Source organism: Shinella zoogloeoides (genome assembly GCF_003574625.1).
Classification (GTDB): domain Bacteria; phylum Pseudomonadota; class Alphaproteobacteria; order Rhizobiales; family Rhizobiaceae; genus Shinella; species Shinella zoogloeoides_A.
The window spans coordinates 105759-130839 of the sequence record NZ_QNUJ01000005.1; the positions used below are offsets into that span (position 1 = coordinate 105759).

General features: G+C 66.0%; 21 protein-coding genes. 10 read left to right on the top strand and 11 right to left on the bottom strand.

Annotated elements, in window-relative coordinates:
- The first annotated feature begins 62 nt into the window (after positions 1-62).
- The 4 genes from DSD28_RS11270 to DSD28_RS11285 all read left to right on the top strand — a co-directional run bounded on the left by DSD28_RS11270 (position 63) and on the right by DSD28_RS11285 (position 5714).
- Positions 63-1934 (top strand): sigma-54-dependent Fis family transcriptional regulator, encoded by a 1872-nt coding sequence (locus DSD28_RS11270; RefSeq protein WP_119256498.1) that lies wholly within the window; start codon positions 63-65, stop codon positions 1932-1934.
- A gap of 161 nt (positions 1935-2095) precedes the next feature.
- Positions 2096-3169 (top strand): 2,3-butanediol dehydrogenase, encoded by a 1074-nt coding sequence (locus DSD28_RS11275; RefSeq protein ID WP_119256499.1) that lies wholly within the window; start codon positions 2096-2098, stop codon positions 3167-3169.
- 64 nt (positions 3170-3233) lie between these two features.
- Entirely contained in the window at positions 3234-5033 is a 1800-nt protein-coding gene (locus DSD28_RS11280; protein ID WP_119256500.1) for an NAD(P)/FAD-dependent oxidoreductase, read from the top strand.
- A 189-nt stretch (positions 5034-5222) separates the two neighbouring features.
- On the top strand, positions 5223-5714 hold the full coding sequence (locus DSD28_RS11285) for a GAF domain-containing protein (protein WP_119256501.1): 492 nt from the start codon (positions 5223-5225) through the stop codon (positions 5712-5714).
- 286 nt (positions 5715-6000) lie between these two features.
- Here DSD28_RS11285 and DSD28_RS11295 read toward each other — a convergent pair whose 3' ends face one another.
- The gene (locus DSD28_RS11295; RefSeq protein ID WP_119256503.1) at positions 6001-7104 is read right to left on the bottom strand and encodes an acyl-CoA dehydrogenase family protein; all 1104 of its coding nucleotides are present in this window, start codon (positions 7102-7104) and stop codon (positions 6001-6003) included.
- A 360-nt stretch (positions 7105-7464) separates the two neighbouring features.
- Here DSD28_RS11295 and DSD28_RS11300 point away from each other — a divergent pair, with 360 nt between their 5' ends.
- The 5 genes from DSD28_RS11300 (at position 7465) to DSD28_RS11320 (ending at position 12824) form a co-directional block, all read left to right on the top strand.
- On the top strand, positions 7465-8781 hold the full coding sequence (locus tag DSD28_RS11300) for an FAD/NAD(P)-binding protein (protein ID WP_162911360.1): 1317 nt from the start codon (positions 7465-7467) through the stop codon (positions 8779-8781).
- 226 nt (positions 8782-9007) lie between these two features.
- On the top strand, positions 9008-10033 hold the full coding sequence (locus DSD28_RS11305) for a sulfate ABC transporter substrate-binding protein (RefSeq protein WP_119256505.1): 1026 nt from the start codon (positions 9008-9010) through the stop codon (positions 10031-10033).
- A gap of 5 nt (positions 10034-10038) precedes the next feature.
- Positions 10039-10902, top strand: a complete 864-nt coding sequence (cysT, locus tag DSD28_RS11310; protein WP_119256506.1) for a sulfate ABC transporter permease subunit CysT — start codon at positions 10039-10041, stop codon at positions 10900-10902.
- Positions 10892-11752: a sulfate ABC transporter permease subunit CysW gene (gene cysW / locus DSD28_RS11315; protein ID WP_119256507.1), complete on the top strand. Its 861-nt coding sequence runs from the start codon at positions 10892-10894 to the stop codon at positions 11750-11752. Before cysT ends, cysW begins: the two co-directional genes overlap by 11 nt.
- A 19-nt stretch (positions 11753-11771) precedes the next feature.
- Positions 11772-12824: a sulfate/molybdate ABC transporter ATP-binding protein gene (locus tag DSD28_RS11320; RefSeq protein WP_119256508.1), complete on the top strand. Its 1053-nt coding sequence runs from the start codon at positions 11772-11774 to the stop codon at positions 12822-12824.
- A 26-nt stretch (positions 12825-12850) separates the two neighbouring features.
- Here the strand turns inward: DSD28_RS11320 and DSD28_RS11325 are convergent, their stop codons facing one another.
- From DSD28_RS11325 to DSD28_RS11355, 7 genes are all read right to left on the bottom strand, one after another.
- On the bottom strand, positions 12851-13555 hold the full coding sequence (locus tag DSD28_RS11325) for a GntR family transcriptional regulator (protein WP_119256509.1): 705 nt from the start codon (positions 13553-13555) through the stop codon (positions 12851-12853).
- Between the two features lie 174 nt (positions 13556-13729).
- Positions 13730-14449 (bottom strand): aspartate/glutamate racemase family protein, encoded by a 720-nt coding sequence (locus tag DSD28_RS11330; protein WP_119256510.1) that lies wholly within the window; start codon positions 14447-14449, stop codon positions 13730-13732.
- Position 14450: 1 nt separating this feature from the next.
- Positions 14451-15173 carry an ABC transporter ATP-binding protein gene (locus tag DSD28_RS11335; protein WP_119256511.1) on the bottom strand — a complete coding sequence of 241 codons (723 nt, stop codon included), beginning with the start codon at positions 15171-15173 and terminating at the stop codon, positions 14451-14453.
- Between the two features lie 3 nt (positions 15174-15176).
- Positions 15177-15959 carry an ABC transporter ATP-binding protein gene (locus DSD28_RS11340; RefSeq protein WP_119256512.1) on the bottom strand — a complete coding sequence of 261 codons (783 nt, stop codon included), beginning with the start codon at positions 15957-15959 and terminating at the stop codon, positions 15177-15179.
- Complete coding sequence (locus tag DSD28_RS11345; RefSeq protein WP_119256513.1) at positions 15956-16927, bottom strand: branched-chain amino acid ABC transporter permease; 972 nt, start codon at positions 16925-16927, stop codon at positions 15956-15958. Before DSD28_RS11345 ends, DSD28_RS11340 begins: the two co-directional genes overlap by 4 nt.
- Positions 16928-16931: 4 nt before the next feature.
- Positions 16932-17801 (bottom strand): branched-chain amino acid ABC transporter permease, encoded by an 870-nt coding sequence (locus DSD28_RS11350; protein WP_119256514.1) that lies wholly within the window; start codon positions 17799-17801, stop codon positions 16932-16934.
- 147 nt (positions 17802-17948) lie between these two features.
- A complete protein-coding gene (locus DSD28_RS11355) occupies positions 17949-19136 on the bottom strand; it encodes an ABC transporter substrate-binding protein (RefSeq protein ID WP_245424814.1) in 1188 nt (395 codons plus the stop codon).
- A gap of 228 nt (positions 19137-19364) precedes the next feature.
- Here DSD28_RS11355 and DSD28_RS11360 point away from each other — a divergent pair, with 228 nt between their 5' ends.
- Positions 19365-20072: a GntR family transcriptional regulator gene (locus DSD28_RS11360; RefSeq protein ID WP_119256515.1), complete on the top strand. Its 708-nt coding sequence runs from the start codon at positions 19365-19367 to the stop codon at positions 20070-20072.
- A 6-nt stretch (positions 20073-20078) separates the two neighbouring features.
- On the opposite strand, the gene treY is transcribed toward DSD28_RS11360, so the two are convergent.
- From treY to treZ, 3 genes are all read right to left on the bottom strand, one after another.
- A complete protein-coding gene (gene treY, locus DSD28_RS11365) occupies positions 20079-22700 on the bottom strand; it encodes a malto-oligosyltrehalose synthase (protein WP_119256516.1) in 2622 nt (873 codons plus the stop codon).
- Positions 22701-22765: 65 nt separating this feature from the next.
- Positions 22766-23197, bottom strand: coding sequence for a CBS domain-containing protein (locus DSD28_RS11370; RefSeq protein WP_119256517.1), 432 nt, complete (start codon positions 23195-23197; stop codon positions 22766-22768).
- Positions 23194-24975, bottom strand: coding sequence for a malto-oligosyltrehalose trehalohydrolase (gene treZ / locus DSD28_RS11375; protein WP_119256518.1), 1782 nt, complete (start codon positions 24973-24975; stop codon positions 23194-23196). Before treZ ends, DSD28_RS11370 begins: the two co-directional genes overlap by 4 nt.
- Positions 24976-25081 lie beyond the last annotated feature (106 nt).

Here is a 25081-nt window from a genome sequence, read left to right on the forward strand (position 1 = left end):
GATAGCGGGGCGATTGCCGGACGGGCCCTCCTGTGCGACCATGCGCGCGGGAGGATGTCTGGATGGTGTCGACGCTGTCGCACATACGGGAGATCGAACGCGTCGGCATGGGCGCGGTCAGCCCGCGCGATGCGCCCGTCATCCAGTCCTGGCTGCGCTGCCTCAACGACTACAAGCTCGATCCGGCCGTCGCGCAGGAAGCCTATATCGTTCCCGAACTGAAGCTGCGCGAGCATCGCGAGCAGGCCGAGGAGCTGATCCGCATCGGCCGTTCGGGCCTGGAAGCGCTGTTCAATCAGGTGGCCGGGCAGAACTACGTGCTGCTGCTTTCCGATGCGCGCGGCGTTACCGTCGATTTCATGGGCGATCCGACCTTCGACAACCAGTTGCGCAAGGCGGGGCTCTATCTCGGCTCGGAATGGTCGGAGAACCGGGCGGGCACCTGCGCGGTCGGGGCCTGCATGGTCTCCGGCGAGCCGGTGATCATCCATCAGGACGACCATTTCGACACCAGCCATATCGGGCTTACCTGCACCGCCGCGCCGGTCTTCGACACGCTGGGCAGCCTGACGGCCGTGCTCGACATCTCGCAGCTCCGATCGCCGACGGTGAAGACCAGCCAGCAGCTCGCACTGCATCTCGTCGCCTCCACCGCGCGGCGCATCGAGCTTGCCAATCTCATGACCCGCACCCGCAACGACTGGGTGCTGCGCCTTGCCCGCTCGCCGGAATTCCTCGATGTCGATCCCGATGCCGCCATCGCGCTCGACGGCAGCGGCCGCATCACCGGTCTCACCCATGGTGGCTTCGGCGCGCTCGCCCGTTCGATGAACCTTGCCGGCCTTTCCACCCGCGATTTCCTCGGCCAGCCGATTTCGCAGGTCTTCGACATCGACGTCGACGACCTGCCGCGCTTCATGCGCGGCCGGTCGAACGGCGAGCGGCTGCTTCAGGCGCGCAACGGGCTGGTGCTGTTCGCGAGCGCCGTCGCGCCGGCGGTCAATCTTCGTTCGGCCGTGCCGGCGCAGCCGCGCCTGCCGCGGGCGCTCCGGGACCTCAGCAACGGTGACGCCGCGATGGAACGGGTGCAGGCGCGCGCGGCAAAGCTCGCGGCGCGCGATATTCCGATCCTCATCCAGGGCGAGACGGGTAGCGGCAAGGAGTTCCTGGCGCGGGCGATCCATGACGGTTGCGGCGGCAGCGGGGCCTTCGTCGCGGTAAATTGCGCGGCGATCCCCGAACACCTCATCGAATCCGAGCTCTTCGGCTATGCGCCGGGCGCCTTCACCGGCGCCAGCCAGAAGGGCAAGCGCGGCCTGATCGAGGAGGCGAGCGGCGGCACGCTCTTCCTCGACGAGATCGGCGACATGCCGCTTGTCCTGCAAAGCCGGCTCCTGCGCGTGCTCTCGGAAAACGAGGTGCAGCCGGTCGGGGCGCTCAAGGCGCGGGCGGTGCGCCTCAGGGTTCTCTCCGCCTCGCATCGCGACCTTGCCGAACTGGTGCGGGAGGGCCGCTTCCGGCAGGACCTCTATTATCGCCTCAACGCGGCGACGCTCAGCCTGCCGGCGCTTCGGGAGCGGCAGGATCTCGGCTGGCTCGTCGACCAGCTCCTCGCCCGCATCGAGAAGGAGAACGGCGCGTCCTACCGGCTCGACAGGGCGGCGCGGGCCGTGCTGCTCGCCCATGACTGGCCGGGCAACCTGCGGGAACTCTCCAATGCGCTGCGCGTGGCGGCGGCGCTGTCGGAGGGCGGCGTCATCGGCACCGATAGCCTGCCGGATCACCTTTTCGCCGAACCGGCCGCCGCCCGGCCCGGCGACGAGGACGCCCTGCGCCAGGCCCTTACCGACTGCGGCAACAATGTTTCCGCGCTCGCCCGCAAGCTCGGGATCAACCGCTCCACCATCCACCGCCGCCTCAAGCGGCTCAACTGACGCAACGGCTGCAACACCTGTCGCACGCCACCTGTTGCATCCCGTCCCGCGGTCCGGCTTCCCTTGATGGAAGCCGTTGATAATAATTGGAAATTCTTCCATCGGCCGTTCTGGCACGGTGCTTGCTGATCCTCCTGCGCAAGAACGACAGGAGGAACTCAATGAAAGCTCTGCGCTTCCACGCCGCCAGGGACCTGCGTATCGAGGAGGTCGATGCGCCGCCGTCGCCCGGCCCGGGCGAGGTGCTGGTCGAGAACCGCTTCTGCGGTATCTGCGGGACGGACCTGCATGAATACGCCTATGGTCCGATCTTCGTGCCGAAGGAACCGCATCCGTTTACCGGCGCGCACGGCCCGCAGATCCTCGGCCACGAATTCGGCGGGGTCGTCAAGGCCGTTGGCGAAGGGGTCGGCCATGTAAAGCCGGGGGATCGTGTCTCGATCCAGCCGCTGATCATGCCCCGCCGTGGCGACTACTATGCCGACCGCGGCCTGTTCCACCTCAGCGGCAACCTCGCGCTCGCCGGCCTGTCCTGGCATTCCGGCGGCATGGCGCAGGCAGCGCTTGTCAACGACTATAACGTCCAGCCCATTCCCGATGCGCTGAGCGACGAGGAAGCCGCCCTGATCGAGCCGACGGCGGTCGCCGTCTACGCCTGCGATCGTGGTGGCGTGACGGCCGGCAACAGCGTGCTCGTCACCGGCGCGGGACCGATCGGCATTCTCGTCGCCATGGCAGCGCGGGCGGCCGGGGCCTCGCAGATCTTCCTGTCCGATCTCAACGATACCCGGCTGGCTCTGGCGCGGGAGGCGCTGGGCGAGGTGCGCACCATAAACCCCCGGACGGAAAAGGTCGGCGACGTCATCCGCGCCGAGACGGAGGGCGGCGTCGGCTGCGATGTCGCCATCGAATGCGTCGGCAACGAACATGCGTTGAAGAATTGCGCGGATGCCGTGCGCAAGCAGGGCGTCGTGGTGCAGACCGGGCTTCACCCCGGCGAGAACCCGCTGAACTGGTTCGACGTCACGTTCAAGGACATCGACATCCGCGGCTCCTGGGCCTACCCGACCCACTACTGGCCGCGCGTCGCCCGGCTGATCGCCAGCGGCCAGATTCCGGCGAGCCGCATCGTCACGAAACGTGTCTCGCTCGGCGAGGCCGTCACCGAAGGGTTCGACCAGTTGCTCGACCCTGCCGGCAGGCACCTGAAGATCCTGATCGACCTCACGCGATAGGCCGGTCTGTTCTGCGGGACGGTTGAGGAGCCGTCCCGTTTCCCACTGAGCAGGAGGAGAAACGATGCTCGAGAAAACCCCCACCACCCGCGTCCAGGCACTTCTCGATACGCTCGGCGCGGCCCTTGTTGCCGGCCGGATCGACGATGCCGTCAACCTTTTCGCCGAGGAGTGCTACTGGCGCGACCTCGTCGCCTTCACCTGGAACATCAAGACCGTCGAGGGCCGCGACCAGGTGCGCGACATGCTGCAATCGCAGCTTTCCACCGCCAAGCCGTCGAACTGGCGGGTCGCTTCGGGCGAGGAGGCGACGGAGAGCGACGGTGTCCTCGAAAGCTGGATCACCTTCGAGACGGCGACCGGGCGCGGCTACGGCCTCGTGCGCTTCAAGGACGGACTCATCTGGACGTTGCTGACGGCGCTTTCCGAGCTGAAGGGCCATGAGGAGAAATCCGGCTTCACCCGCCCGCTCGGTGCGAAGCATGGCCAGAATCTCGGCGCGAAGACCTGGAAGGAGGAGCGCGAGGAGGAGGAGCGCACGCTCGGCTACGAGAAGCAGCCCTATGTCGTCATCATCGGCGGCGGGCAGGGCGGCATCGCGCTCGGCGCACGGCTGCGCCAGCTCGGCGTGCCCACCATCATCCTCGAGAAGAACGACCGGCCGGGCGACAGCTGGCGCAAGCGCTACAAGTCGCTCTGCCTGCACGATCCCGTCTGGTACGACCATCTGCCCTATATCGACTTTCCGAAGAACTGGCCGATCTTCGCGCCGAAGGACAAGATCGGCGACTGGCTGGAATTCTACACCAAGGTCATGGAGCTGAACTACTGGACCCGCTCCACCGCGAAGTCCGCGAAATGGGACGAGGCGGCGCAGGAGTGGACCATTATCGTCGACCGCGACGGCGAGGAGGTCGTGCTGCGGCCAAAGCAGCTCGTCTTCGCGACCGGCATGTCCGGCAAGGCGAACATCCCCGACTTCAAGGGACGCGAGCGCTTTGCCGGCGACCAGCACCATTCCTCGCAGCATCCCGGGCCGGACGGCTACAAGGGTAAAAAGGTCGTCGTCATCGGCTCGAACAATTCGGCCCATGACATCTGCGCGGCGCTCCACGAAGCCGGCGTCGACGTCACCATGATCCAGCGCTCGACGACCCATATCGTCAAGTCGGACACGCTGATGGATATCGGCCTCGGCGCGCTCTATTCCGAGGAGGCGCTGGCGAATGGCGTGACGACGCAGAAGGCCGATCTCATCTTCGCCTCGCTTCCCTACCGGATCATGCACGAATTCCAGATCCCGCTCTACGACAGGATGCGCGAGCGCGACGCCGAATTCTACGCGGCGCTGGAAAAGGCCGGCTTCCAGCTCGACTGGGGCGCGGACGGCTCGGGCCTCTTCATGAAGTACCTGCGGCGCGGCTCCGGCTATTATATCGATATCGGCGCCTCGCAGCTCATCATCGACGGCAAGGTGAAGCTTGCCGCCGGGCAGGTCGAGGAGATCACGGAGAATGCCGTGAAGCTTTCGGACGGCAGGGAGATCCCGGCCGATGTCATCGTCTATGCGACAGGCTACGGCTCGATGAACGGCTGGGTCGCCGACCTCATCGACCAGGAGACGGCCGACCGGGTCGGCAAGGTCTGGGGCCTCGGCTCCGATACGCCGAAGGATCCGGGTCCCTGGGAGGGCGAGCAGCGCAACATGTGGAAGCCGACGCAGCAGGCCGCGCTGTGGTTCCACGGCGGCAACCTGCACCAGTCGCGCCACTATTCCCAGTATCTGGCGCTTCAGCTCAAGGCGCGCCTGGAAAACCTCCCCACGCCGGTCTATGGCCTCCAACCGGTTCACCACCGGAAATAGGCCGGCACCTCGAGCGGGCAGCGCAGGTCGCTGCCCGCCTTTTATTGCGAACAGGTCTCCAGGTCTCGACGAAGCGGGCGAGCCGGCTATTGGTCTGGTGGCTGCCGCTGTGAGCGGCGCGCTTCATTCTTGCCAGAAGCGGCAAGCGGGTCTATCGACGGGCGACCCCAGCCCTTCAGGAACCCTGCCATGTTCGACATCCGCAAGATCGAAGCCGCCGACAAGCCCGGCTTCTACCGCGAGCTTCTCGCCCAGGCGGAAGGCCTGCTGCACGGCGAGCGCGATGCGATCGCCAATGCGGCGAACCTCTCCGCACTGATCTACGATGCCGTCGCCGACCTCAACTGGGCCGGCTTCTATTTCCTGAAGACGCCCGGCGAACTCGTGCTGGGGCCGTTCCAGGGCAAGGTCGCCTGCGTGCGCATTCCGGTCGGCAAAGGCGTCTGCGGCACGGCGGTCGCCGAGGCGCGCAGCCAGCTCGTGGCGGACGTGCATGCCTTTCCCGGCCATATCGCCTGCGATGCCGCCTCGCGCTCCGAGGTGGTGGTGCCGCTGATCCGCGCGGGCGCTGTGCTCGGCGTGCTCGATCTCGACAGCCCTTCGCCCGGCCGCTTCACGGCGGAGGACCAGGCGGGCTTCGAGGCGCTTGCCGCGCTCTATGTGGCGGGCAGCGATTTTTGAGGTGGTGAGCGATGCAGCATGCGCATAGCTGCACTGCACAATAAATGTTTTCCATCTGATCAAAAAACGACCATATTGCACACAGCTGATGCGCATGGCGGTTTTCCTCCCAGTGCCGCTGTATCAGCTGTTCCCCTCTGGAGGTTTTTGACCTTCACACCTCATGGGCCGCGAATTTCGCCGGCCCATTTTTTTTGCCCTTATGGCAGGGCTCAGCGGAACAGGTACGGTATTGGCGGGGCGAGGGCTAGTCGGCCCCTTTCGCGCTGGTAGCAGCGGGCTGCGTTCAGCCTTCCTCTTCCGGCGGACGGCGGTGCTCGTCGCGGCGCAATCGGCCGCTTTCCCGCAGGATGGCGGCAAGATGCGGGGAGGGCGATGCTTCCCCCACCGGCGCAGTGCCGGCCTGGCGAAGGGCGGCGGCGGCGTCTTCGGCGGCGGCAAGGGCCGCTGCCGCCGCGAGAAAAGCATTCGTCCGGTGCTGTCCGGTTAGCCCGATCTGCGCGGCATCGATGGCGCGTCCCGCCTCGCCGGCCATCGCTTCGGCGGCGGCGAGCCGGGCGGCAAGACGGCCGGTCTCGATGGGGTCGCCGGCGTCGTCGTCCAGCAGATGCCGCATCGCTTCGCGGGCGGCGCCGATCCGGCGCGCCGCTTCCAGCAGCAGGTCGAGGGAACGGGGGACGCCGTGCAATGCTGTCTCCCCGGCGGAATGCAGCAGGGTGTCGCCATCGATCGCCACGTCCTTGAAGAGCACGTGCTCGGCGGGCTGGACGCCACCTTTCGCCGGCTCGCAACTGTTGGCGACATAGTGGAGGCCGTCGATGCGGGTCGCAAGCAGGAGGCCCGCCGACCGTCCGCCGTCGAGATGGGCCGGCACCAGCAGCCAGTCGGCATGCCTCGCGCAGGGGGTACAGAGGGCCTCGCCGCCGAGCCGCCAGGCAAGGCCGCTCGCGACGAGGGGAAGGGCGTCGACGCTCTCTCCGTTGCGGCGGGCCGATGCCCGCGCCAGCCGTCCGCCGGCGAGGGCGGCGGAAAAGACCGTGCCCTGCTGGCTTTCGCTGCCATGGCTGCGGACTTCTTCGACGGCGCCGAAATGGGCGGCGAGAACATCCGCGAGCGCCGCGGACCGGCTGGCGGCGACAGTGCAGACCTCGGCCAGAACGGTGTTCGAGACGTCTATTCCGCCGTGTTCCGTCGGAACGGAAATGCCGAAGAGGCCCGAGCGGGAGAGAAGATCGAGGCGGGCCTCGGCCGTTCCGGCGGTGGCGCCGGCCTCCGCGGGAAAGCTGAAAACCTCGGCGACCGTGCCGGCAACGGTGATCGCCTCATCTTCGGTTCCGATGACCGCGGCCGTTCGGGCCGGGCGGTCGAGTGCCGATGAAAACGTACCCATGTCGTCTGCTCCTTACGGAATGCGGTTCCAGGGCGCATAGGCATTATCGGGATAGAAAGATCACATTCTATAAAGATTGTATAGATTGGTTCTGGCCAGCTCGGGCGACATCGCCGGATCGTTTCGCGGCGCCTGCCATGTGCCGCGCCGCCGACGGGACGGGCATGCGATCCCTGTGGCCGCCCGCCCAACTCCGCCATTTTAATGGAGGAACGCGTTCCTGAGAAGGAAGTTCGCCGGCCTCGCTTTCGGGCTCGGAATCGGCGAAATTTATTATCTACAAAAAAGGTAGAAAATTATCGAAGGCTGCGCTATCGTGTCTTCCGCTTCTTGCTTCACGGTGCAGGGGAGGGACAGGACATGTTCTTCGAAAGGGTCGCAGCAGAAGACGCCCGCTGTCCGGGCGCATCGCCGATGGCGCGCATCGCGGTCGTCGGCGCGGGACCGTCGGGGCTCGCCACGATCATCGCGCTGATGCGCCGGCTTCACCGGCCCTTCGAAGCCTGGATGATCGATGCCGAGGATGCGCCCGGCGCCTTCGGCGACGGCCCTGCCGGCGAGGCGCTGACTACCGAGCCCGCCCGCGACCTTTCCGTCCTTCCCGAGCGGCCGGACGATTTTTCCCGCTGGCTGAAGGATACGCTTCTTGCCGCCGGCACGGTGTCTGCATTGCGCGGCCCGCAGGATATCCATGTGCCGCGCGCGCTCTTTCGCGACTATCTGATGGCACGGTTCGGCGAGGCGCTTTCGCAGCGCCCGGACGTGCATATCCGCACCATCCGCGGCACGGTGCGCCATCTCCTTGCGGAGGCGGGTGGGGTGCGCCTTGCATTTCGGGATGGCGAAGGCGCCGTCTTCGACCATGTCTTCATCGCGACCGGCTTCGGCATGGCGCAGCGCGAGGCGGCGTCCTGGCGGGAGGCGTTCGCCGCCGCCGCGCGCCTTTCGGGGCAGGACGATCCGCCGCCGCTGACCCTTGTCGGCAACGGCCCGCGCCTTGCCGCCATCCTGCTCGAACTGCGCCGGCGCGGGTTCTCCGGGCCCATCGAGGTCGCCGCCGCGGCGGGCCGCCTGCCGCAGCCGCATGGCCGGGGCCATGAGGGCATGGTCTTCGGCGAGCCGCCCACCAGCCGCTCGCTGAGGGACGCCTTCCGCTATATCCGGCAGGAATGTAGCATCGCGGAGGCGCGGCACGGCGGCCAATGGCAGACCGTCGTCGATGCAGCCTCCGCCCGTCTTTCCGTCGTCTGGCGCAACCTGCCCCAGGCCGAGCGCAACCATTACCGCCGCCATATCCTGCGCCTGCACCGGCATTTCTCCGTGCGCCTCGCCGGCGATATCCACCGGCACCTTGCCGCGGAATTCGAGAGCGGCCGCACGCGCTTCGTTCCCCCGCGCGATCCGAAATCCCCCGACGAGACCGTCATCGACTGCCGCGAGGCGCCGTCCGCCCGCGCGCTTGCGGGATTGCTCGGCTGCGATGTAGCGCTGCTCTCTGCCGATGATTGCGGCCAGCTCCTGAACGACGGCGCGCCCCTGCGCGGGCTCTCGGCGGTGGGGGCCATCGCCTCCAGCCTGCGCCCCGGCCCCTTCACCTTCGCCGAGACGGTGCGGCAGGTCTATCGCGGCGTTCTCGCCGTGCCCCTTTCCGGTCACGGGCGGGTGTCGAATGGCTGAAAAAAAATCCGGCGGGCGGCCGGAAAACCTGAATTTTTCGCGGATGCATTTTGCGTTCGCCCGGGCGTTTTCGAGATGAACTGTGCGCTTGCCGCCGGGTGGGACAGTGCGCCCATTGCGTCGTTGCGGCCCGTTTGGAACCGGTTTTGCGAAGTTTCCGGCCATTGTTGACTAAGTCTACTAATTCTCTAGGGTTTTGACCGAGGCAGAGACCAGGAGGTTGGAGATGTCGAAATTTCTGAAAGGTGTTGGGGCTTTCGCCCTTGGTGTGAGCCTCGTGCTCGGCGGTGTTTCGGCGGCGATGGCCGAGACCACGCTGCTGAACGTTTCCTACGATCCGACGCGGGAACTCTACAAGGATTTCAACGCCGCCTTCGCGGCGCACTGGAAGGCCGAGACCGGCGAGGACGTCACGATCCAGCAGTCGCATGGCGGCTCCGGCAAGCAGGCCCGCGCGGTGATCGACGGGCTGGAGGCCGACGTGGTGACGCTGGCGCTCGAAAGCGATATCGACGCCATCGTCGAGAAGACCGGCAAGATCGCCAAGGACTGGCGCTCGCGCCTGCCGAACAATTCGGCGCCCTATACGTCGACCATCGTCTTCCTCGTGCGCAAGGGCAATCCGAAGAACATCCATAACTGGGGCGATCTCGTGAAGGGCGACGTGCAGATCGTCACCCCGAACCCGAAGACCTCCGGCGGCGCACGCTGGAACTACCTTGCGGCCTGGGCCTGGGCCAACCAGGAATTCGGCGGCGACCAGGACAAGATCAAGGCCTATATCGCCGAGCTCTACAAGCGGGCGCCGGTGCTCGACACGGGTGCGCGCGGCGCGCTGACCACCTTCGCCCAGCGCCAGATCGGCGACGTGCTGCTCGCCTGGGAAAACGAGGCCTATCTGGCGGGCGCCGAATTCGGCGCGGATTCCTTCGACATCGTCGCCCCGCCGATCTCGATCCTCGCCGAGCCGCCGGTCGCGGTGGTCGACGGCAATGTCGATGCCAAGGGCACGCGCAAGCAGGCCGAAGCCTATCTCGAATATCTCTACTCGGAAGAGGGCCAGAACATCGCGGCCAAGCACTTCTATCGCCCCTCCAAGCGGGAGTTGGTGAAACCCGAGTTGCTGCAACAGCTTCCCGACATTAAGCTGGTGACGATCGACGACCCGATCTTCGGCGGCTGGGCAAAGGCACAGCCCGAGCATTTCGGTGACGGCGGGGTCTTCGACCAGATCTACAAGCCGGGGAACTGAGTAACGTGTCGACTTCTGCTGCCGCTTCGGTGCGGTGGCGACTGAGACAGCCAAGCGTCATTCCGGGCTTCGGACTGACGCTTGGCTTTTCGCTCGCCTACCTCACGCTCATCATCCTGATCCCGCTCGCCGGCCTCGTCTGGCGTTCCGCCTCGCTGTCGGGTCCGGAATTCCTCGCCATCCTTGCCGACGCGCGCACGTTGAATGCGCTCAAGGTGTCCTTCGGCACGGCCTTTCTCGCCGCGCTGATCAATGTCGTCTTCGGCGTCATGGTCGCCTGGGTGATCGTGCGTTACGATTTTCCCGGCCGGCGCATCGTTGATGCGGTGGTCGACCTGCCCTTCGCCCTGCCGACGGCCGTCGCGGGCATCGCCCTTGCCGCGCTTTATGCGCCGAACGGCTGGGTCGGGCAGGTGCTGAACGTCTTCGGCATCAAGGCGGCCTTCAACCCGACCGGCATCGTCATCGCCCTCGTCTTCATCGGCCTGCCCTTCGTGGTGCGCACGGTGCAGCCCGTCATGGAGGAGATCGACGGCGAGGTCGAGGAGGCGGCGGCGACGCTTGGCGCCAACCGTTTCCAGACGGTCTTCCGCGTGCTGCTGCCGGGGCTCGCGCCGGCGATCCTGACGGGCTTCGCGCTCGCCTTTGCGCGCGGCGTCGGCGAATACGGCTCGGTGATCTTCATCGCCGGCAACATTCCCTATGTCTCGGAGATCGCGCCGCTGCTCATCGTCATCCGGCTCGAAGAATTCAACTACGGCGCGGCGACGGCGATCGCCACGATCATGCTGGCGCTGTCCTTCGCCATGCTGCTCGTCATCAACCTCATCCAGGCGTGGAGCCGCAGGAGGTACGGTCATGGCGCGTGAATCCCGCCCCTTCCGCTCGCCGACGACGGAAGCGCCCGCCGCCCGCTATACGCTGATGGCGCTCGCTTTCCTGTTCCTGGCGCTCTTCCTGCTCCTGCCGCTGGCCGCGGTGTTCATCGAGGCCTTCCGCAAGGGGGCGGGTGCGTTCTTCGCCGCCTTCGGCGATCCCGATACGCTCGCCGCCATTCGCCTCACGCTGCTGGTCGCCGGCATCGCGGTGCCGCTCAACCTCGTCTTCGGCGTGGCGGCGGCCTGGGCCATCGCCAAGTTCGAGTTCAAGGGCAAGGCGTTCCTGACGACCCTGATCGACCTGCCCTTCTCGGTCTCGCCGGTCATTTCCGGCCTCGTCTATGTGCTGCTCTTCGGCTCGGGCAGCGTTCTCGGGCCTTGGCTGAAGAGCCATGGCATCGAGGTGCTCTTCGCCGTGCCGGGCATCGTGCTCGCCACCGTCTTCGTGACCTTTCCCTTCGTCGCGCGCGAGCTGATTCCGCTCATGCAGGAGCAGGGCACGGGCGACGAGGAGGCGGCGCTGTCGCTCGGGGCCTCCGGCTGGCAGACCTTCTGGTACGTGACGCTGCCCAATATCAAATGGGGCCTGCTCTATGGCGTGCTGCTCTGCAATGCCCGCGCCATGGGCGAGTTCGGGGCGGTCTCTGTGGTTTCGGGCCACATCCGCGGCCTCACCAACACCATGCCGCTGCATGTCGAGATACTCTACAACGAGTACAATTTCGTCGCGGCCTTCGCTGTGGCCTCGCTGCTCGCCGCCCTCGCGCTCGTGACGCTGGTCGTCAAGACGGTCCTCGAACTTCACTACGGCGCGGAAATCGCCGCCGGTCGCAAGCATTGATCTGAAAGGCACGCCCGCAATGGACGTCAGTGTAAAGAACATCCGCAAGGAATTCGACCGCTATCCGGCGCTCAACGATGTCTCGCTCGACATCCGCTCCGGCGAGCTGATCGCGCTCCTCGGCCCGTCGGGCTCCGGCAAGACGACGCTGCTGCGCCTCATCGCCGGCCTGGAGCAGCCGACGCTCGGCAGCATCCATTTCGGCGCGGAGGATGCCTCGCACAAGACGGTGCAGGAGCGCCATGTCGGCTTCGTCTTCCAGCATTATGCGCTGTTCCGCCATATGACGGTTGCCGACAACATCGCCTTCGGCCTCACCGTGCGCCCGCGCGGGGAACGCCCGCCCAAGGCCGAGATCCGCCGCCGGGTCGGCGAACTGCTGGAGATGGTGCAGCTTTCCGGCCTCGAGAAGCGCCATCCGAACCAGCTTTCCGGCGGCCAGCGCCAGCGCGTGGCGCTTGCCCGCGCCATGGCGATCGAGCCGAAGGTGCTGCTGCTCGACGAGCCTTTCGGCGCGCTCGACGCCAAGGTCCGCAAGGAGCTGCGCCGCTGGCTGCGCGAATTCCACGACCGCACCGGCCACACCACCGTCTTCGTCACGCATGACCAGGAAGAGGCGCTGGAGCTCGCCGACCGCGTCGTCGTCATGAGCCAGGGCAAGATCGAGCAGGTCGGCTCGTCCGACGATGTCTATGACCGGCCGAACTCGCCCTTCGTCTTCTCCTTCATCGGCGACAGCGCGAGCCTTCCCGTGACCGTGGCGGAGGGCGGCATCCTCTTCCAGGAGACGCCGATCGGCATCACATCCGCTGCCGGGGACGCTGCCGCCGGCACGCTGTTCTTCCGGCCGCAGGATGTGGTGCTGGTCGCCGACCCGCAGGCGCCGGCGCTCGAAGGGCGCGTCGCGACGTCGCGGCGGCTCGCCGGCACCCGCATCGCCGATATCGACATCGGCAGGGCCGGTGCGGCGCACCATGTCGAGATCGAAATCCCGCTCGATGCGCAGGCGGCGAACGGCTCGACGCTCCGCTTCAGGCCGACGCGGTGGAAGCTGTTCGGCGAGCAGGCCTGACGTGTTTCGCGTAAGGCCTGGCTATCCTAGACTAGGCCTTCCGCAACGGCATAGGCGGAGAGGACGTCCTTGATGTTGCGGTCGTCCTCCTTCGGTAGAAGGGCGCGGGTGGTGATCGAATCGAGGTGATGCGCCATCAGCTTGGCGGCCGCGTCGGTCTTGCCGGCGATCAGGTGGTCGAGAAGGTCCTGATGCTCCGACACCGCGCATTCGGACGAATGCGGCCGGCCGTAGAGCGCGAGGATCAGCGAGCTGCGGGCGACCGTCTCGTTCACGTAGCGGATGAGGCTGGCATTGTTCGTCATCTGCGCGAGCAGGGTGTGGAACTCGCCGGCAAGGCGGATCGACTGGGCGTGCTCCATCCGCGCGGCATCCTCGGCGGCGATATGCGCCGAAAGCGTGTCGATCTGCTCTTTGGTCAGCTTGCCCGACAGGGTTTCCACGACAAGGCGCTCTAGCGCCATGCGGGTGAGAAACAGGTTGCGTCCCTCTTCCAGCGTCGGCCGGGCCACCGTCGCGCCCTTGTTGGGACGCAGGTCGACAAGGCCCTCCTCGCTCAGCCGCACGAGGGCCTCGCGCACCAGCGTGCGGCTGACGCCGAGGCGCTCGCCGATGGAATCTTCCGGCAGCTTGGCGCCGGGCGACAGGGCCTGGTCCAGAATCGCGCGCTTCAAGGCGCGATGTACGGCTTGCGACCGGCCGCGGCCCGTTTCGCCCACCTTCTGTGTCATGCGGCTTTCTCCCGTCCCGAAATGAGCCTGCAAATTGCATGCAAACAGCGAGTCTGTCCACCCGTGCGCATCCGGCACAGGCAATCAGCCGACGGCGGCGGGCCTTTCGAATGGCCGCGCGCTTGTTCGGGGAGCAATGTATGCGATCCTGTCCCGGGAATGCGTACTTTCGCGCTATTCCCCGGGAAAGATGCTTTTCAGTTTCGCCGGCGGCGGCGGGGCGTAGCCGCCGAGGCGCGAGGTGCGCATGTTGAGGCCGGCCATGGCTTCGGCGAGCTTGACCGCGCAGGTGACGCCGTCGAGCACCGGCAGGCCGTGTTCCTGCGCGAGATCGGCGGCGAGGCTGGCCATGCCGGCGCAGCCGAGCACGATGGCCTCGGCACGATCCTCGGCGATGGCGGTGCCGATTTCGGCGCTGATCTTCTGACGGGCGTTGGAGCCCGGCTGCTCCAGTTCCAGCACGGCGACTTCCGAGGAGCGCACCTTGGCGCAGCGGGCATCGAGCCCGTAGCGGGCAAGATTGTGCTCCAGTGCCGGCACGGAGCGGGCAAGCGTCGTCACCACGGAGAACTTGTTCGAGATCATCGAGGCGAAGTGATAGGCGGCCTCGCCGATGCCGATCACCGGCCGGTCGGTGAGGCAGCGCGCCGCGTCGAGGCCGGTATCGTCGAAGCAGGCGATGACGACGGCGTCGCAATCCGGGTTGCGGCGGATCGTGTCGAGCAGGCCGGCAAGGCTCATCGCCTCGTCGAAATAGCCTTCGATGGAAACGGGGCCGTGCGTCGGGTTGACGGCGGTGATTTCGGTGCCGGGAGAGGCGGCGCCGCGCGCCGCCTTCCCGATGTGATCCGTCATCGATGCGGTCGTGTTGGGGTTGATGACGAGGATTTTCATGTCAGAGTTCGCCTCCGAGGTAGGCAGCCTTGATGCGGTCGTCGTTCATCAGTTCCCTGGAATTGCCGGAAAGCGCGATCGAGCCGGTGGAGAGCGCATAAGCGCGGTTGGAGATGGAAAGGGCCATGCGGCTGTTCTGCTCGACGAGGAGGATGGAGACCTTCTCGTCGCGGCTGATGGCCACGATGGCGCGGGCGATGTCCTGCACGATCTTCGGCGCGATGCCGAGGGAAGGCTCGTCGAGGAGCAGGAGCTTGGGGCGGGCCATCAGGGCGCGGGCGATCACCATCATCTGCTGCTCGCCGCCGGACATGGTGCTCGCCTGCTGGTGATAGCGTTCCTTAAGACGGGGAAAGCGCGTCAGCACGTTTTCCAGCGTCCGCTCGATCTCCGCCTTGTCGGTGCGGGTGAAGGCCCCCATCAGGAGATTGTCCTTCACCGACATCAGCGGGAAGGCGCGGCGGCCCTCCGGCACCATGGAGATGCCCCGGCGGACGATCTCGGCGGCGGGCGTGCCGTCGAGCTTTTCGCCCTGGTAGGTGATCCGGCCGGACTTGATCGGCCGGAGGCCCGTGATCGCCCGCAGGATCGAGGACTTGCCCGCGCCGTTCGCGCCGATCAGCGCCACGGTCTCGCCTTCGCCCACATCGATGGAAACGCCTTTCAGCGCATAGATGTGGTCGTAGTAGAGTTCGACATTTTCAACGCTCAATATGTTCGTCATGGCTTACATCCCGATCGCGGCATCTTCGGAGCCGAGATAGGCTTCGATGACCTTCTCGTCCTGGCGGATTTCCTGGGGCGTGCCCTCGGCGATCTTCTGGCCGAAGTTGATGCACACGATGCGGTCGCTGATCTTCATCACCGCGGGCATGTCGTGCTCGACGAGGAGCACGGTGACGCCACGCTCGTCGCGAAGCCGGCGCACGAGGGCCACCATCTTCATCGTCTCGTCGTGGTTCATGCCGGCGAAGGGCTCGTCGAGCAGGATGACCTTCGGGTCGGTGGCAAGGCCGATGGCCATGCCGAGCGCGCGAAGATGGCCCTGCGGCAGGTTGGAGGCGAGTTCGTTGCGGATCGCCTGCAGGCCGAGGAAATCGACGATGTCGTCGGCCGACGCTGCGAAGGCCGCCTCGTCCTCGCGCGCCTGCTTCGAGCCGAGGAAGAAGCCGAGAAGGTTCGCCTTCGAGCGCAGGTGATGCGAGACGATGATGTTCTCGCGCACCGTCATGGAGCGGAAGATCGTCGTTTCCTGGAAGGTGCGCACGACCCCGAGACGCGCCACCTTGTGCGGGGCGAGGCTGGAAATGCGGCTTCCCCTGAAGAGCACTTCGCCGCTCGTCGCCGGCACGAAGGAGGAGATCAGCTTGAAGAGCGTGGACTTGCCCGCGCCGTTCGGACCGATCACCGAGAGGATCTCGCCTTCCTTGACGTTGAACGACACGTCGTTCACCGCCGTCAGGCCGCCATAGCGCTTGGTGATGTTGTTGATCTGCAGGATCGGGCTCATGCGCGGCCCTCCTTCTTGTCGAGCAGGCTCAGGACCCCGTTCGGCAGGACCAGCATGAGCAGGATCATGACGCCGGAATAAATGAGGAGCTGGTATTCCCTGGCGATCGACAGCAGGTCCCAGCCGAAATAGAGCAGGAGCGTGCCGAGCATCGGGCCGAAGACGTATCCGAGGCCGCCGAGGAAGCAGTAGAGCATGAAGTTCACGCTGTCCGCGACGACGAAGGAGGACGGATAGATCGACTGCGAGATCGCCGCGAACATGGCCCCGGCTATGCCACCGAAGAAGGACGAGATCGCATAGGCGAGGACCCTGAGATAGGCGGTGTTGACGCCGATCGAGGCCGAAAGCTCCTCGTTCTGCTGCAGGCTGCGGCACAGGTGCCCGAGGCGCGAGTTCACGATGCGCCAGAGCACCAGATAGGTCACGATCATCAGCACCACGGCCATGATGTAGAAGCCGAAGCGCGGATTGGAGAGCGTGCCGAAGGCCGGGATGATCGTCAGGCCGAAGAGGGAGAGTTCCCCCGGCAGCGGGATCGAGGTGATGCCCTTGGCGCCGTTGGTGACCGGCAGGGCGAGCGCGGAAAGGCGCGCGACCTCGGTGAGCACCAGCGTCACCATGGCGAAGTAGACGCCGCGAAGACGCAGGATCGGCAGGCCGATGACGACGGAGATGAAGGCGCAGAACAGGCCGGCGAGCGGCAGCGTCAGCCAGAAGGAGACATTCGCCTGCGTCACGAGGATGGCTGAGACGTAGCCGCCGACCAGCGCATAGGCGCCCTGGCCGATATTGATGCGGCCGATATAGAAGGTGAGCCACACGCCGGCGGCACCGACGGACAGCAGCGCGACCGAGGTCAGGGTGTAGAAGAAGTCCCAGCGGCCGGTGGCGCGGATGAACAGCGGCACGAGCACGAGAACGGCGATCAGGAAGACGGCGAAGCCGAGAATTTTCTTGATATTCATTGTCTCAACCCCACGGCTTGCCCATCAGCCCCTGCGGGCGGAATGCCAGGAACACCATCAGCGAGGCGAAGATCACGAGATAGGTGATGTCGCCATAGGCCGAGAGCACGGTAAGGCCGACGCTTTCCATCATGCCGAGGATGAAGCCGCCGGCGATCGCGCCGGAAATCACGCCCGCGCCGCCGATCATGATCATCAGGAAGGCCTTGATCGAGGTCGGACCGCCCATGCCGAGATTGACGCCGGTGATGGTGACGAGAAGGCCGCCGACGAGGCCGGCAAGCATCGCGCCGAGCGCAAAGCCCAGCATCGAATAGCGCGAGACGTCGACGCCCATCAACTGGGCCGCCATGCGGTCCTGCGCCAGCGCCCGCATGGCGCGGCCGGCACGGGAATAGTTCATGAAGCCGATGAAGACGACGATGAGGAGGATCGCGAGGACGCCGATCAGGATGCGGTCATAGGGCATGATGATGCGCATGTCCCAGTTGAACACGCCGCTCACGATCTTCGGCACGCCGCGCTGCTTCTCGCCGAAGAGCAGCAGGATGACGGCATCGAGGAAGAAGGCGACGCCGGCGGCGAGCAGCATGGTCGATTCATCGCGCTTGGAGCGGCGCACGACCGGCGCGAAGAGGAATTTCTCGATGAGCGCGCCCATGACCGCGAGGATCACGGCCGAGGCGACAAGGCCGACGACGAAGGGCAGGCCGAACTGGACGACCACCGTATAGGTGACGAAGCCGCCGAAGACGTACATCTGCCCGTGGGCGAAGTTCAGCACGTTCATCAGCGAGAAGATCAGCGTCAGCCCGAGGGCTATCAACGCATATTGCGCACCAAGGTAGAGACCGTTGGCGATTATCTGTTCCATCGTGAGCCTCCAATGGAAAGGTCAGGCAGAGAGAAACCCGGCCGGACGACAGGTGCGGTCCGGGTCCCGTTTCTGAAGCGCTGCGCGCCGTTCGGACGGGTGCGAAGCACTTTTCCTGGATTTGCCTCCAGGCGCCTCAGGCGCCGGTCAGTCGACCTGGCCGACGAACAGCGTCTCGAACTTGCCGTCCTTGTACTCGTTGACGACGAGCGGGACGGAGATCTGGCGCTTCTGGCCGAAGGAGGTCATGCCCACATATTTCAGCTTCGCGTCGCCCTTCATGAAGGGGTTGGGCGCTTCGAAGGTGTCGATCGTCTTCTTGAACTCATCGACATTGTCGATGGCCGCCGGGTTCGCCTTGATCGTCTCGATGATGTATTCGAGCGCATAGACCTTGGTGTTGGACTCGTCGTTGTATTCGCCGAACATCTTGGTGTAGCGGTCGACGAATTCCTTCATCGTGTCGCTGGCAAGCTCCGGCGTGGAGGCGCCGCCGACGGAGATGAAGCCTTCGGCAAGTTCGCCGGCGCCTTCCTTGAGAACGGCCGCGTCCTGCGCCGTCTCGGTCGAGATGAGGCCGGTATAGCCGAGCTCGCGCGCCGAGCGGATGAGCTGTGGGGCGTTGGCCGGAGACACGCCGGAGAGCACGAGGAGATCCGGCGCGGACTGGATGACCGGCAGGAGGACCGGCGTGAAGTCCGTCGTGTCAACCTGGTAGGTCACGTTGCTGGAGACCACGTCGAGGCCGAGGGCCTGAGCGGCGGCGACGCCGGATTCACGCTGGCTGAGCGGGTCGGATTCGTTGGCCGCGACGAAGGCCACCTTCTTCACGCCCTTGTTTTCCATCAGGTACTTATAGATGGCCGGGCCGGACTGGTAGTTCGCCACCATGCTGAGGATGGCGTTGGAGGCCGGCGGCGAGAAGAGCGCCTTCGGGAAGGAATAGGGGAAATACATGATGCCGTTCTGCTCGGCGGCCGGGCGAACCGCCGCCGCGCCGTCGTCGACATTCGGGCCGACGACGTAGTGGACGCCGTCCTGCGCCATCTTTTCCATGCCGGCGATGGCGCGCTTGGGATCCTTCTGGTCGTCGAAGGGGACGATCTCGATATTGTAGGTCTTGTCGCCGATCTTGACGCCGCCGAGTTCGTTCAGCCAGGTCGCCCGTGCCTCCATCGAGCGCTGGTTGGAGATGCCCCAGGCCGCGGCCGGGCCGGAAGTGACGCCGACAAAGCCGACCTTCAGCGTCGCGTTCTCGGCATGGGCCATCAGCGGCAGCGACAGGACGGTCGCTGCAGCGAGGGCGGAAAACTTCAGGAATGTGCGCTTGTGCATGATGTTCTTCCTCTGGGCCATTGATCTTTATCGGTATAGGCACGCGGGCCGCGAGAGGCGGCCATATCGGCCTTGGCTTGAGCATTGAGCGTATTGTTAACGATCTTGTCAAGTGGTGTGAACAACGGCGAGATATGGCGTCGACGAAATTGACGCTTGTTGGTCAACCAAAACGGCCCTATCTAGGGGCTTACGAGGCAGAGAACGCATGTAAAGGTCAATGCGGCCATGGATGTAAGCACGCGGAACCCGGTGGCGGAATCGGACGAGATCGACGAGAGCGATATCGTCGAGCGCATTTTCGAGGCCGTTATCGAGCAGCGGTTGCCGCCGGGCACCAAGCTTTCCGAATCCGCACTTTGCGATGCCTTCGGCGTCGGACGGATGCGCATCCGCCGCAGCCTGCTGCTGCTTGCAAGCCGCGAGGTCGTCGAGCTGCATGCCAATCGCGGCGCCTTCGTCGCCTCCCCCACGGCCGAGCAGGCCCGCGAGGTCTTCGAGGCCCGTCTGGCGCTCGAGCCGAACATCGCGCGCCTCGCCGTCCAGCGTGCGACGGACGAGGATATCGCGACGCTGAACCTTCATCTGGAAATGGAGCATCTCGCCCACAAGGAGCGGCGTCGGCACGATGCGATCCGCCTGTCCGGCCAGTTCCATACGCTGATGGCGCAGGTCGCCGGCAATGCCGTGCTCCTGCGCACCATGAAGGAACTGGTGACGCGCACCTCGCTGATCATCGGCATTTTCGGCGCGCCCGGCGTCAGCAATTGTCGCGACGACGACCATGCGGCGATCGTCGGCGCGTTCCATACCCGCGACGCCGAAAAGGCGGCGTGGATGATGACGCAGCACCTGCGCCACATCGAGAGCCATCTCCAGCTCGGCGCCAAGGCGACGGACAGCGTCGACCTCGTCAAGCTCTTCGCCAAGCCCTGATCGTTTCTAGACGCTGAGGAGCAAGGCGACCGGCTCCTCCCCGAGGGCGTCCGCCACGGTAAGCGTCGCGCCCGGCGTGAGGGTGCGGCCATCGAGGACCGAGCGCAGTTTTCGCGCCTCGAAGCCGGCCGGAAGGGCGAGGCGGATATCGTCCAGCGTGCCCTCCAGCAATTGCAAGCCATCCGGCGCGACCTTGCCGAATACCAGCCGCGGGACGACGGTGATGGCGAAGGCCTGCGGCGTGCCGCGCAGGAAGGCGAGGGCCTGCCGGCTTCCGTCCGAAAGTGCCAGCGGCAGGTAAGGGCCATCGAAGGGGGCGGGGTGCCGGTTGCGGGCGTCGAGCACCGTTGCCGCCAGCCATTGCTTGTAGGCCGCGAAATGCAGCCGTGAGGCCGCCGGCTTTTGCGGAATGTCGAGGCTTTCCACCTCCAGCGGCCGCCGGTTGTCGGGATCGACCAGCGAGAAATCGCCGCGCTCGCTGCCCTGGTAGATGTCGGGAATGCCGGGCGCCGTCAGCTTGACCAGCGTCTGCGCCAGCGAATTGACCAGCCCCGCATCGATGAAGGGCGACAGCGTGGCGGCGAAGTCTTCGAGAAAGACGTTGTGCCCGAAGAGGCCGTCCACGAAACCGGCGACCTTTTCTTCGTAGTCGACATCCGGCAGGCTCCAGTTGGAGCCGAGCTTGGCCTCGCGCAGGGCCTTTTCGACATAGGGCCGCATGCGCGCCTTCAGCGCCGCCATGGCCGGTGCGTTCCCATGCCCCTCCAGCGGCCATGCGCCGGCAAGGGACTGATAGATGAGCCATTCCACGTCCGGCTCCGGCGCGATGCGTTCGGTATGCGGGCGGCGAAGACGTGCGTTGAGCGCCGCCCAGCGCCGCGTTGCCGCGATCCACAGGTCCGGGGCTTCGCCGAGGGTGTAGAGCCGCGCGCGGGCGTCCTCGCCGCGCTTCGTGTCATGCGTCGCGGTGGCCGAAAGGCCGCGCGGCAGGGTCTTTTCGCGCGCCTCCATGGCAGCGTGGAAGGCAACGGGCCCGCCCGTCGGCCGGCCCGGATCGCCGCCGACCTCGTTGAGGGCGATGAAGGCGTTCTCGCGGTAGAAGAGCGTATCCTCCAGCGCCTTCGCCATGATGGGGCCGCTGAGCTGCTGGAACCGCACGCGAAATTCCGGGCAGCCGGCGAGCGTGCCGCATGTCCTGTCGTCGACAAGCAATTCCCAGATGAAGTCGATCGCCTCGCGCACTTCGGGGCGGACGTCGGCCTGCGCCTGCTGGCGCGCGGCTGCGAGAAGCTGGCGGTCGTGCTCGTCCGCGCCGGCGGTGGCGGTCGTGTAGGTGCGGTAGACGGGAAGCGCCACGATCATGCCGCAGATCGCCTCGGCCAGCGCGGGCCGGGAAAGATCGGCATTTGTCTCGTCCGCCATGGACTTCGCCAGCCGGGTGATGCGGTGGACTTCGCCCTCGAAATTGTCCGAAAGCATCTGCCGCTTGCTGGCGCGCCGCTCCTCCTCGTAGCTTCCCCGGTGCTCTTCGGATTTCAGGGGGCGGAAAGCGGCTGCAAGCCGGTCGCCCTCCTTCTCGTCGGCGAAGGCGTCGGCGAGGGAGGCGATGAATTCGTAGCCCGTCGCGCCCTCGACCGGCCAGTCGGTGCGAAAGGGCTCCTCCTTTTCGAGGATTTTCTCGACGACGATATGGACGTCGGGGCCGACGGCGGCGCGCAGGCGTTCGAGATAGGCTTTGGGATCGGCAAGCCCGTCGACATGATCGATGCGCAGGCCGTCCACGATCCCGTCGCGCACGAGATCGAGCACCAGCCGGTGGCTGTCGTCGAAAACCTTCGGGTCTTCGACGCGAAGGCCGACAAGGCCGGCGATCTCGAAGAAACGGCGATAGCTGAGATGGCGGCTCGCCGTCTTCCAGTCGGTGAGCCGCCAGGGCTGGGCGGCGTGAAGCGCGGTGATCGCGGCCGGATCGGCGGAGAGTTCGGCGAGGCGCCGTTCCAGCGCGGCGCGGGCGCCCGGCGCGGCGAGCGCCTGCGAGAGGATGGTCCTGCCATCCGGGTCTTCCTTCGGGCTTCCCTTCACCGCGAAGCCGTCCCCGGCGTCGAGTACCAGCCGGTAGGTGGCGGGATGCAAGGGGTAGCAGGTGTCATGATAGCAAAGCGCCAGGGCGTCCCGCTGCGGATCGAGCGTCAGGCGAAGGGCGCCGGCGGCCAGTTCCTCTTCGAAGCTCTTTCCCAGAAAGGGAAGCGTCAGCTTCTGCGACCAGTCGATGTCGAAATGGCCGGAAAAGGGGCTTTCCGCCCCCCAGAGGACGATGCTGTACCACCAGGGATTTTCAAGGCTCGCCGCCATGTGGTTCGGCACGATGTCGAGGAGGATGCCCATGCCCTCTGCATGCAATTCCGCAGCGAGGCGAACAAGGCCTTCGCGGCCGCCCAGCGCCGGATCGATCTCGTCGGTGCGGGTGACGTCGTAGCCATGCGTGGAGCCGCTGACGGCGGTCATCAGGGGAGAGGCATAGAGATGGCTTATGCCGAGCCGCCTCAGATAGGGAACCAGCCGGCATGCTTTGCCGAAGTCCATGCCGTTGCGGAACTGGAGGCGGTAGGTCGAGCGGGGAGAGGTCATGAGGCCCTGAAGATGGGGGTGGAAGCCGCTCCAGAACGCATATCCTCCCGATTTGTTCCAAGGGCTCAAAGGCCGTGGCGGGCGAAGTCCGTTCGCGACACCACGCCTGTCAGCCGGCTTTGCCGGTCCAGCACCGCAAGGCGGCGTAGATGCAGCGACTGCATGTTGGCAAGGACGCCTTCCGCCTCCTCGTCGTCGTAGCAATAGGTGATGTTCGTCGTCATGATGTCGGAGACCCGCGTCGTTTCCGCATCCAGCCCCGGGGCGACGGCGCGCAGGATGATGTCGCGGTCCGTCAGGGTGCCGACAAGGCCGCTGGCATCGGCCACCGGCAGGAAGGCGACGTCCCATTCCGCCATCAGGCTCGCGGCATAGTGCAGCGTCTCCTCCGGCCGGACCAGATGGACGTTGCGGGTCATGATCTCGCCGATATGCATTTCGACCTCTCGCTGAACGGTTTGCGGAAGAACCGCCGAGCGGCCGCTTGGTTCCCTCATGCCCTTTTCCGGTCGATGGCAACGACGATGGCGGGGCCCGCCGTTCCGCCCTGCGAAAGCTCGAAGATCGTCTCGCCCGCCACGTCCGGCCAGGGCCTTTCCGTATGGGTGAGGTTTGCGCGGATGCCGAGCGTTGCGGCGGGAAAGCGCCAGTCGATGGCAAGGACGCCATCCTCGCTGGAAAGCACATGCGGCTCGACCGGCCCGGGGCGCAAGAGCAGCGGCACGACATGGGCCTGCCGCAGCCGGATCAGGTCGCGCACAAGGCCATATTGACGGCGGCCATCGGGCGAAGCGGCGCGTGCCCAGTCGAGTTTGGACGTCAGGAAGGTCTCCTCGGCGGTCGGGTCGGGCAGGTCGCCCGTCTGCCTGCCCTGCGGCATGCCGCCGAACTTATCGGCCTCGTCCTTGCGGCCCTGCCTCGTCGTATGAGCGAGATCGCCTTCGAAATCGGCAAAGAAGCAGAAGGGACGCCGCTCGCCATATTCCTCGCCCATGAAGAGCATGGGCACGGCCGGCGCGAGGAGAAGCAAGGCCGTCATCGTGTTGAGGAGCGCGGGATCGGCGAGCACGGCGAGCCGTTCGCCGAAGGCGCGGTTGCCGATCTGGTCGTGGTTCTGCAGGAAATTCACGTTGACCACCGGCGGCAGCGGGTCCTGCGGCGCGGGGCCGATGCGGTCCTTCGAGCGGTCCCGGTGGACGAAGCCGCGGGCGGTCGCTTCCTTCAGGATGTCGTCCGGGGCTTCGGCAAAGGGCGCGTAGTGGCCCTGTTTCTCTCCGGTCGCGATGACATGCAGCGCGTGGTGGAACTCGTCGTTCCAGCCCGCGGTGTAGAGATGAGCGGCGCCGCCGTCCCGGTTGAGAAGGCCCTGCCGGCTCGTCTGGTCCTCGACGACGAGGTGGACATGGCGGTCCGGCGTCGCCCGGCGCAGCGTTTCGGCGAGCTCGATCAGCACATGCCGGTCGCTCTCGTCCTCGATCTCTTCCGTTGCATCGAAGCGCAGGCCGTCCAGCCGATAGTCGAGGATCCAGTGCAGCGCGTTGTCGATGAAATAGCGACGCACCGCCTCCTCCTCGAAGGCGAGCGCCGCGCCCCAGGGCGTATGCCGTTCGGGATGGAAGAAGGCGGGGGCGATGCGCGGCAGGTTGTTCCCGATCGGGCCGAAGTGATTGTAGACGACGTCGAGCAGCACCATGATGCCATGGCCGTGGGCGGCGTCGATCAGCGCCTTCAGGTCGTCCGGCGTGCCATAGGCATTGTGCGGCGCATAGTGCAGCACGCCGTCATAGCCCCAGCCGCGCCGGCCCGCGAAATGGGCGACCGGCATGATCTCGATGGCGGTGATGCCGAGATGGGCAAGGTGCGGCAGGCGCTCGATGGCGGCGCGGAAGGTGCCTTCCGGCGTGAAGGTGCCGATGTGCAATTCGTAGAGCACGGCCTCCTCCCACGGCCGGCCCTTCCAGCCGATATTGCGCCAGGCATAGCCTCGGTGGTCGACGACCACAGACGGTCCGTCGATGTCGTTCCATTGGGCATGGGAGGCGGGGTCGGGAATTTCGGTGCCGTCGGCAAGGCGGAAGCGATAGGGCGTGCCGGGGCCGGCGCGGTCCGTTTCTGCCTCGTGCCAGCCTCCACCCGCCGCGTTCATTGCGATGTCCCTGTCGCCGGCAACCAGCGTGACGGCCGTTTCGGCGGGCGCCCAGAGGCGGAATTGCACCCTGCCATCCTGCAGAATGCGTGGTCCCCAGCTCTTCTGGCTCGACGATGGTCGTGTCATGCTTCCTCTCCTTCGGTTGCCGGGTTCGAACCGGGAGGCGGGGGCAATTGTTCCGGAACAATGCGTCGCATTTCGCGTTGCCCCACCGCTTTCAAGAGCCCGTTGG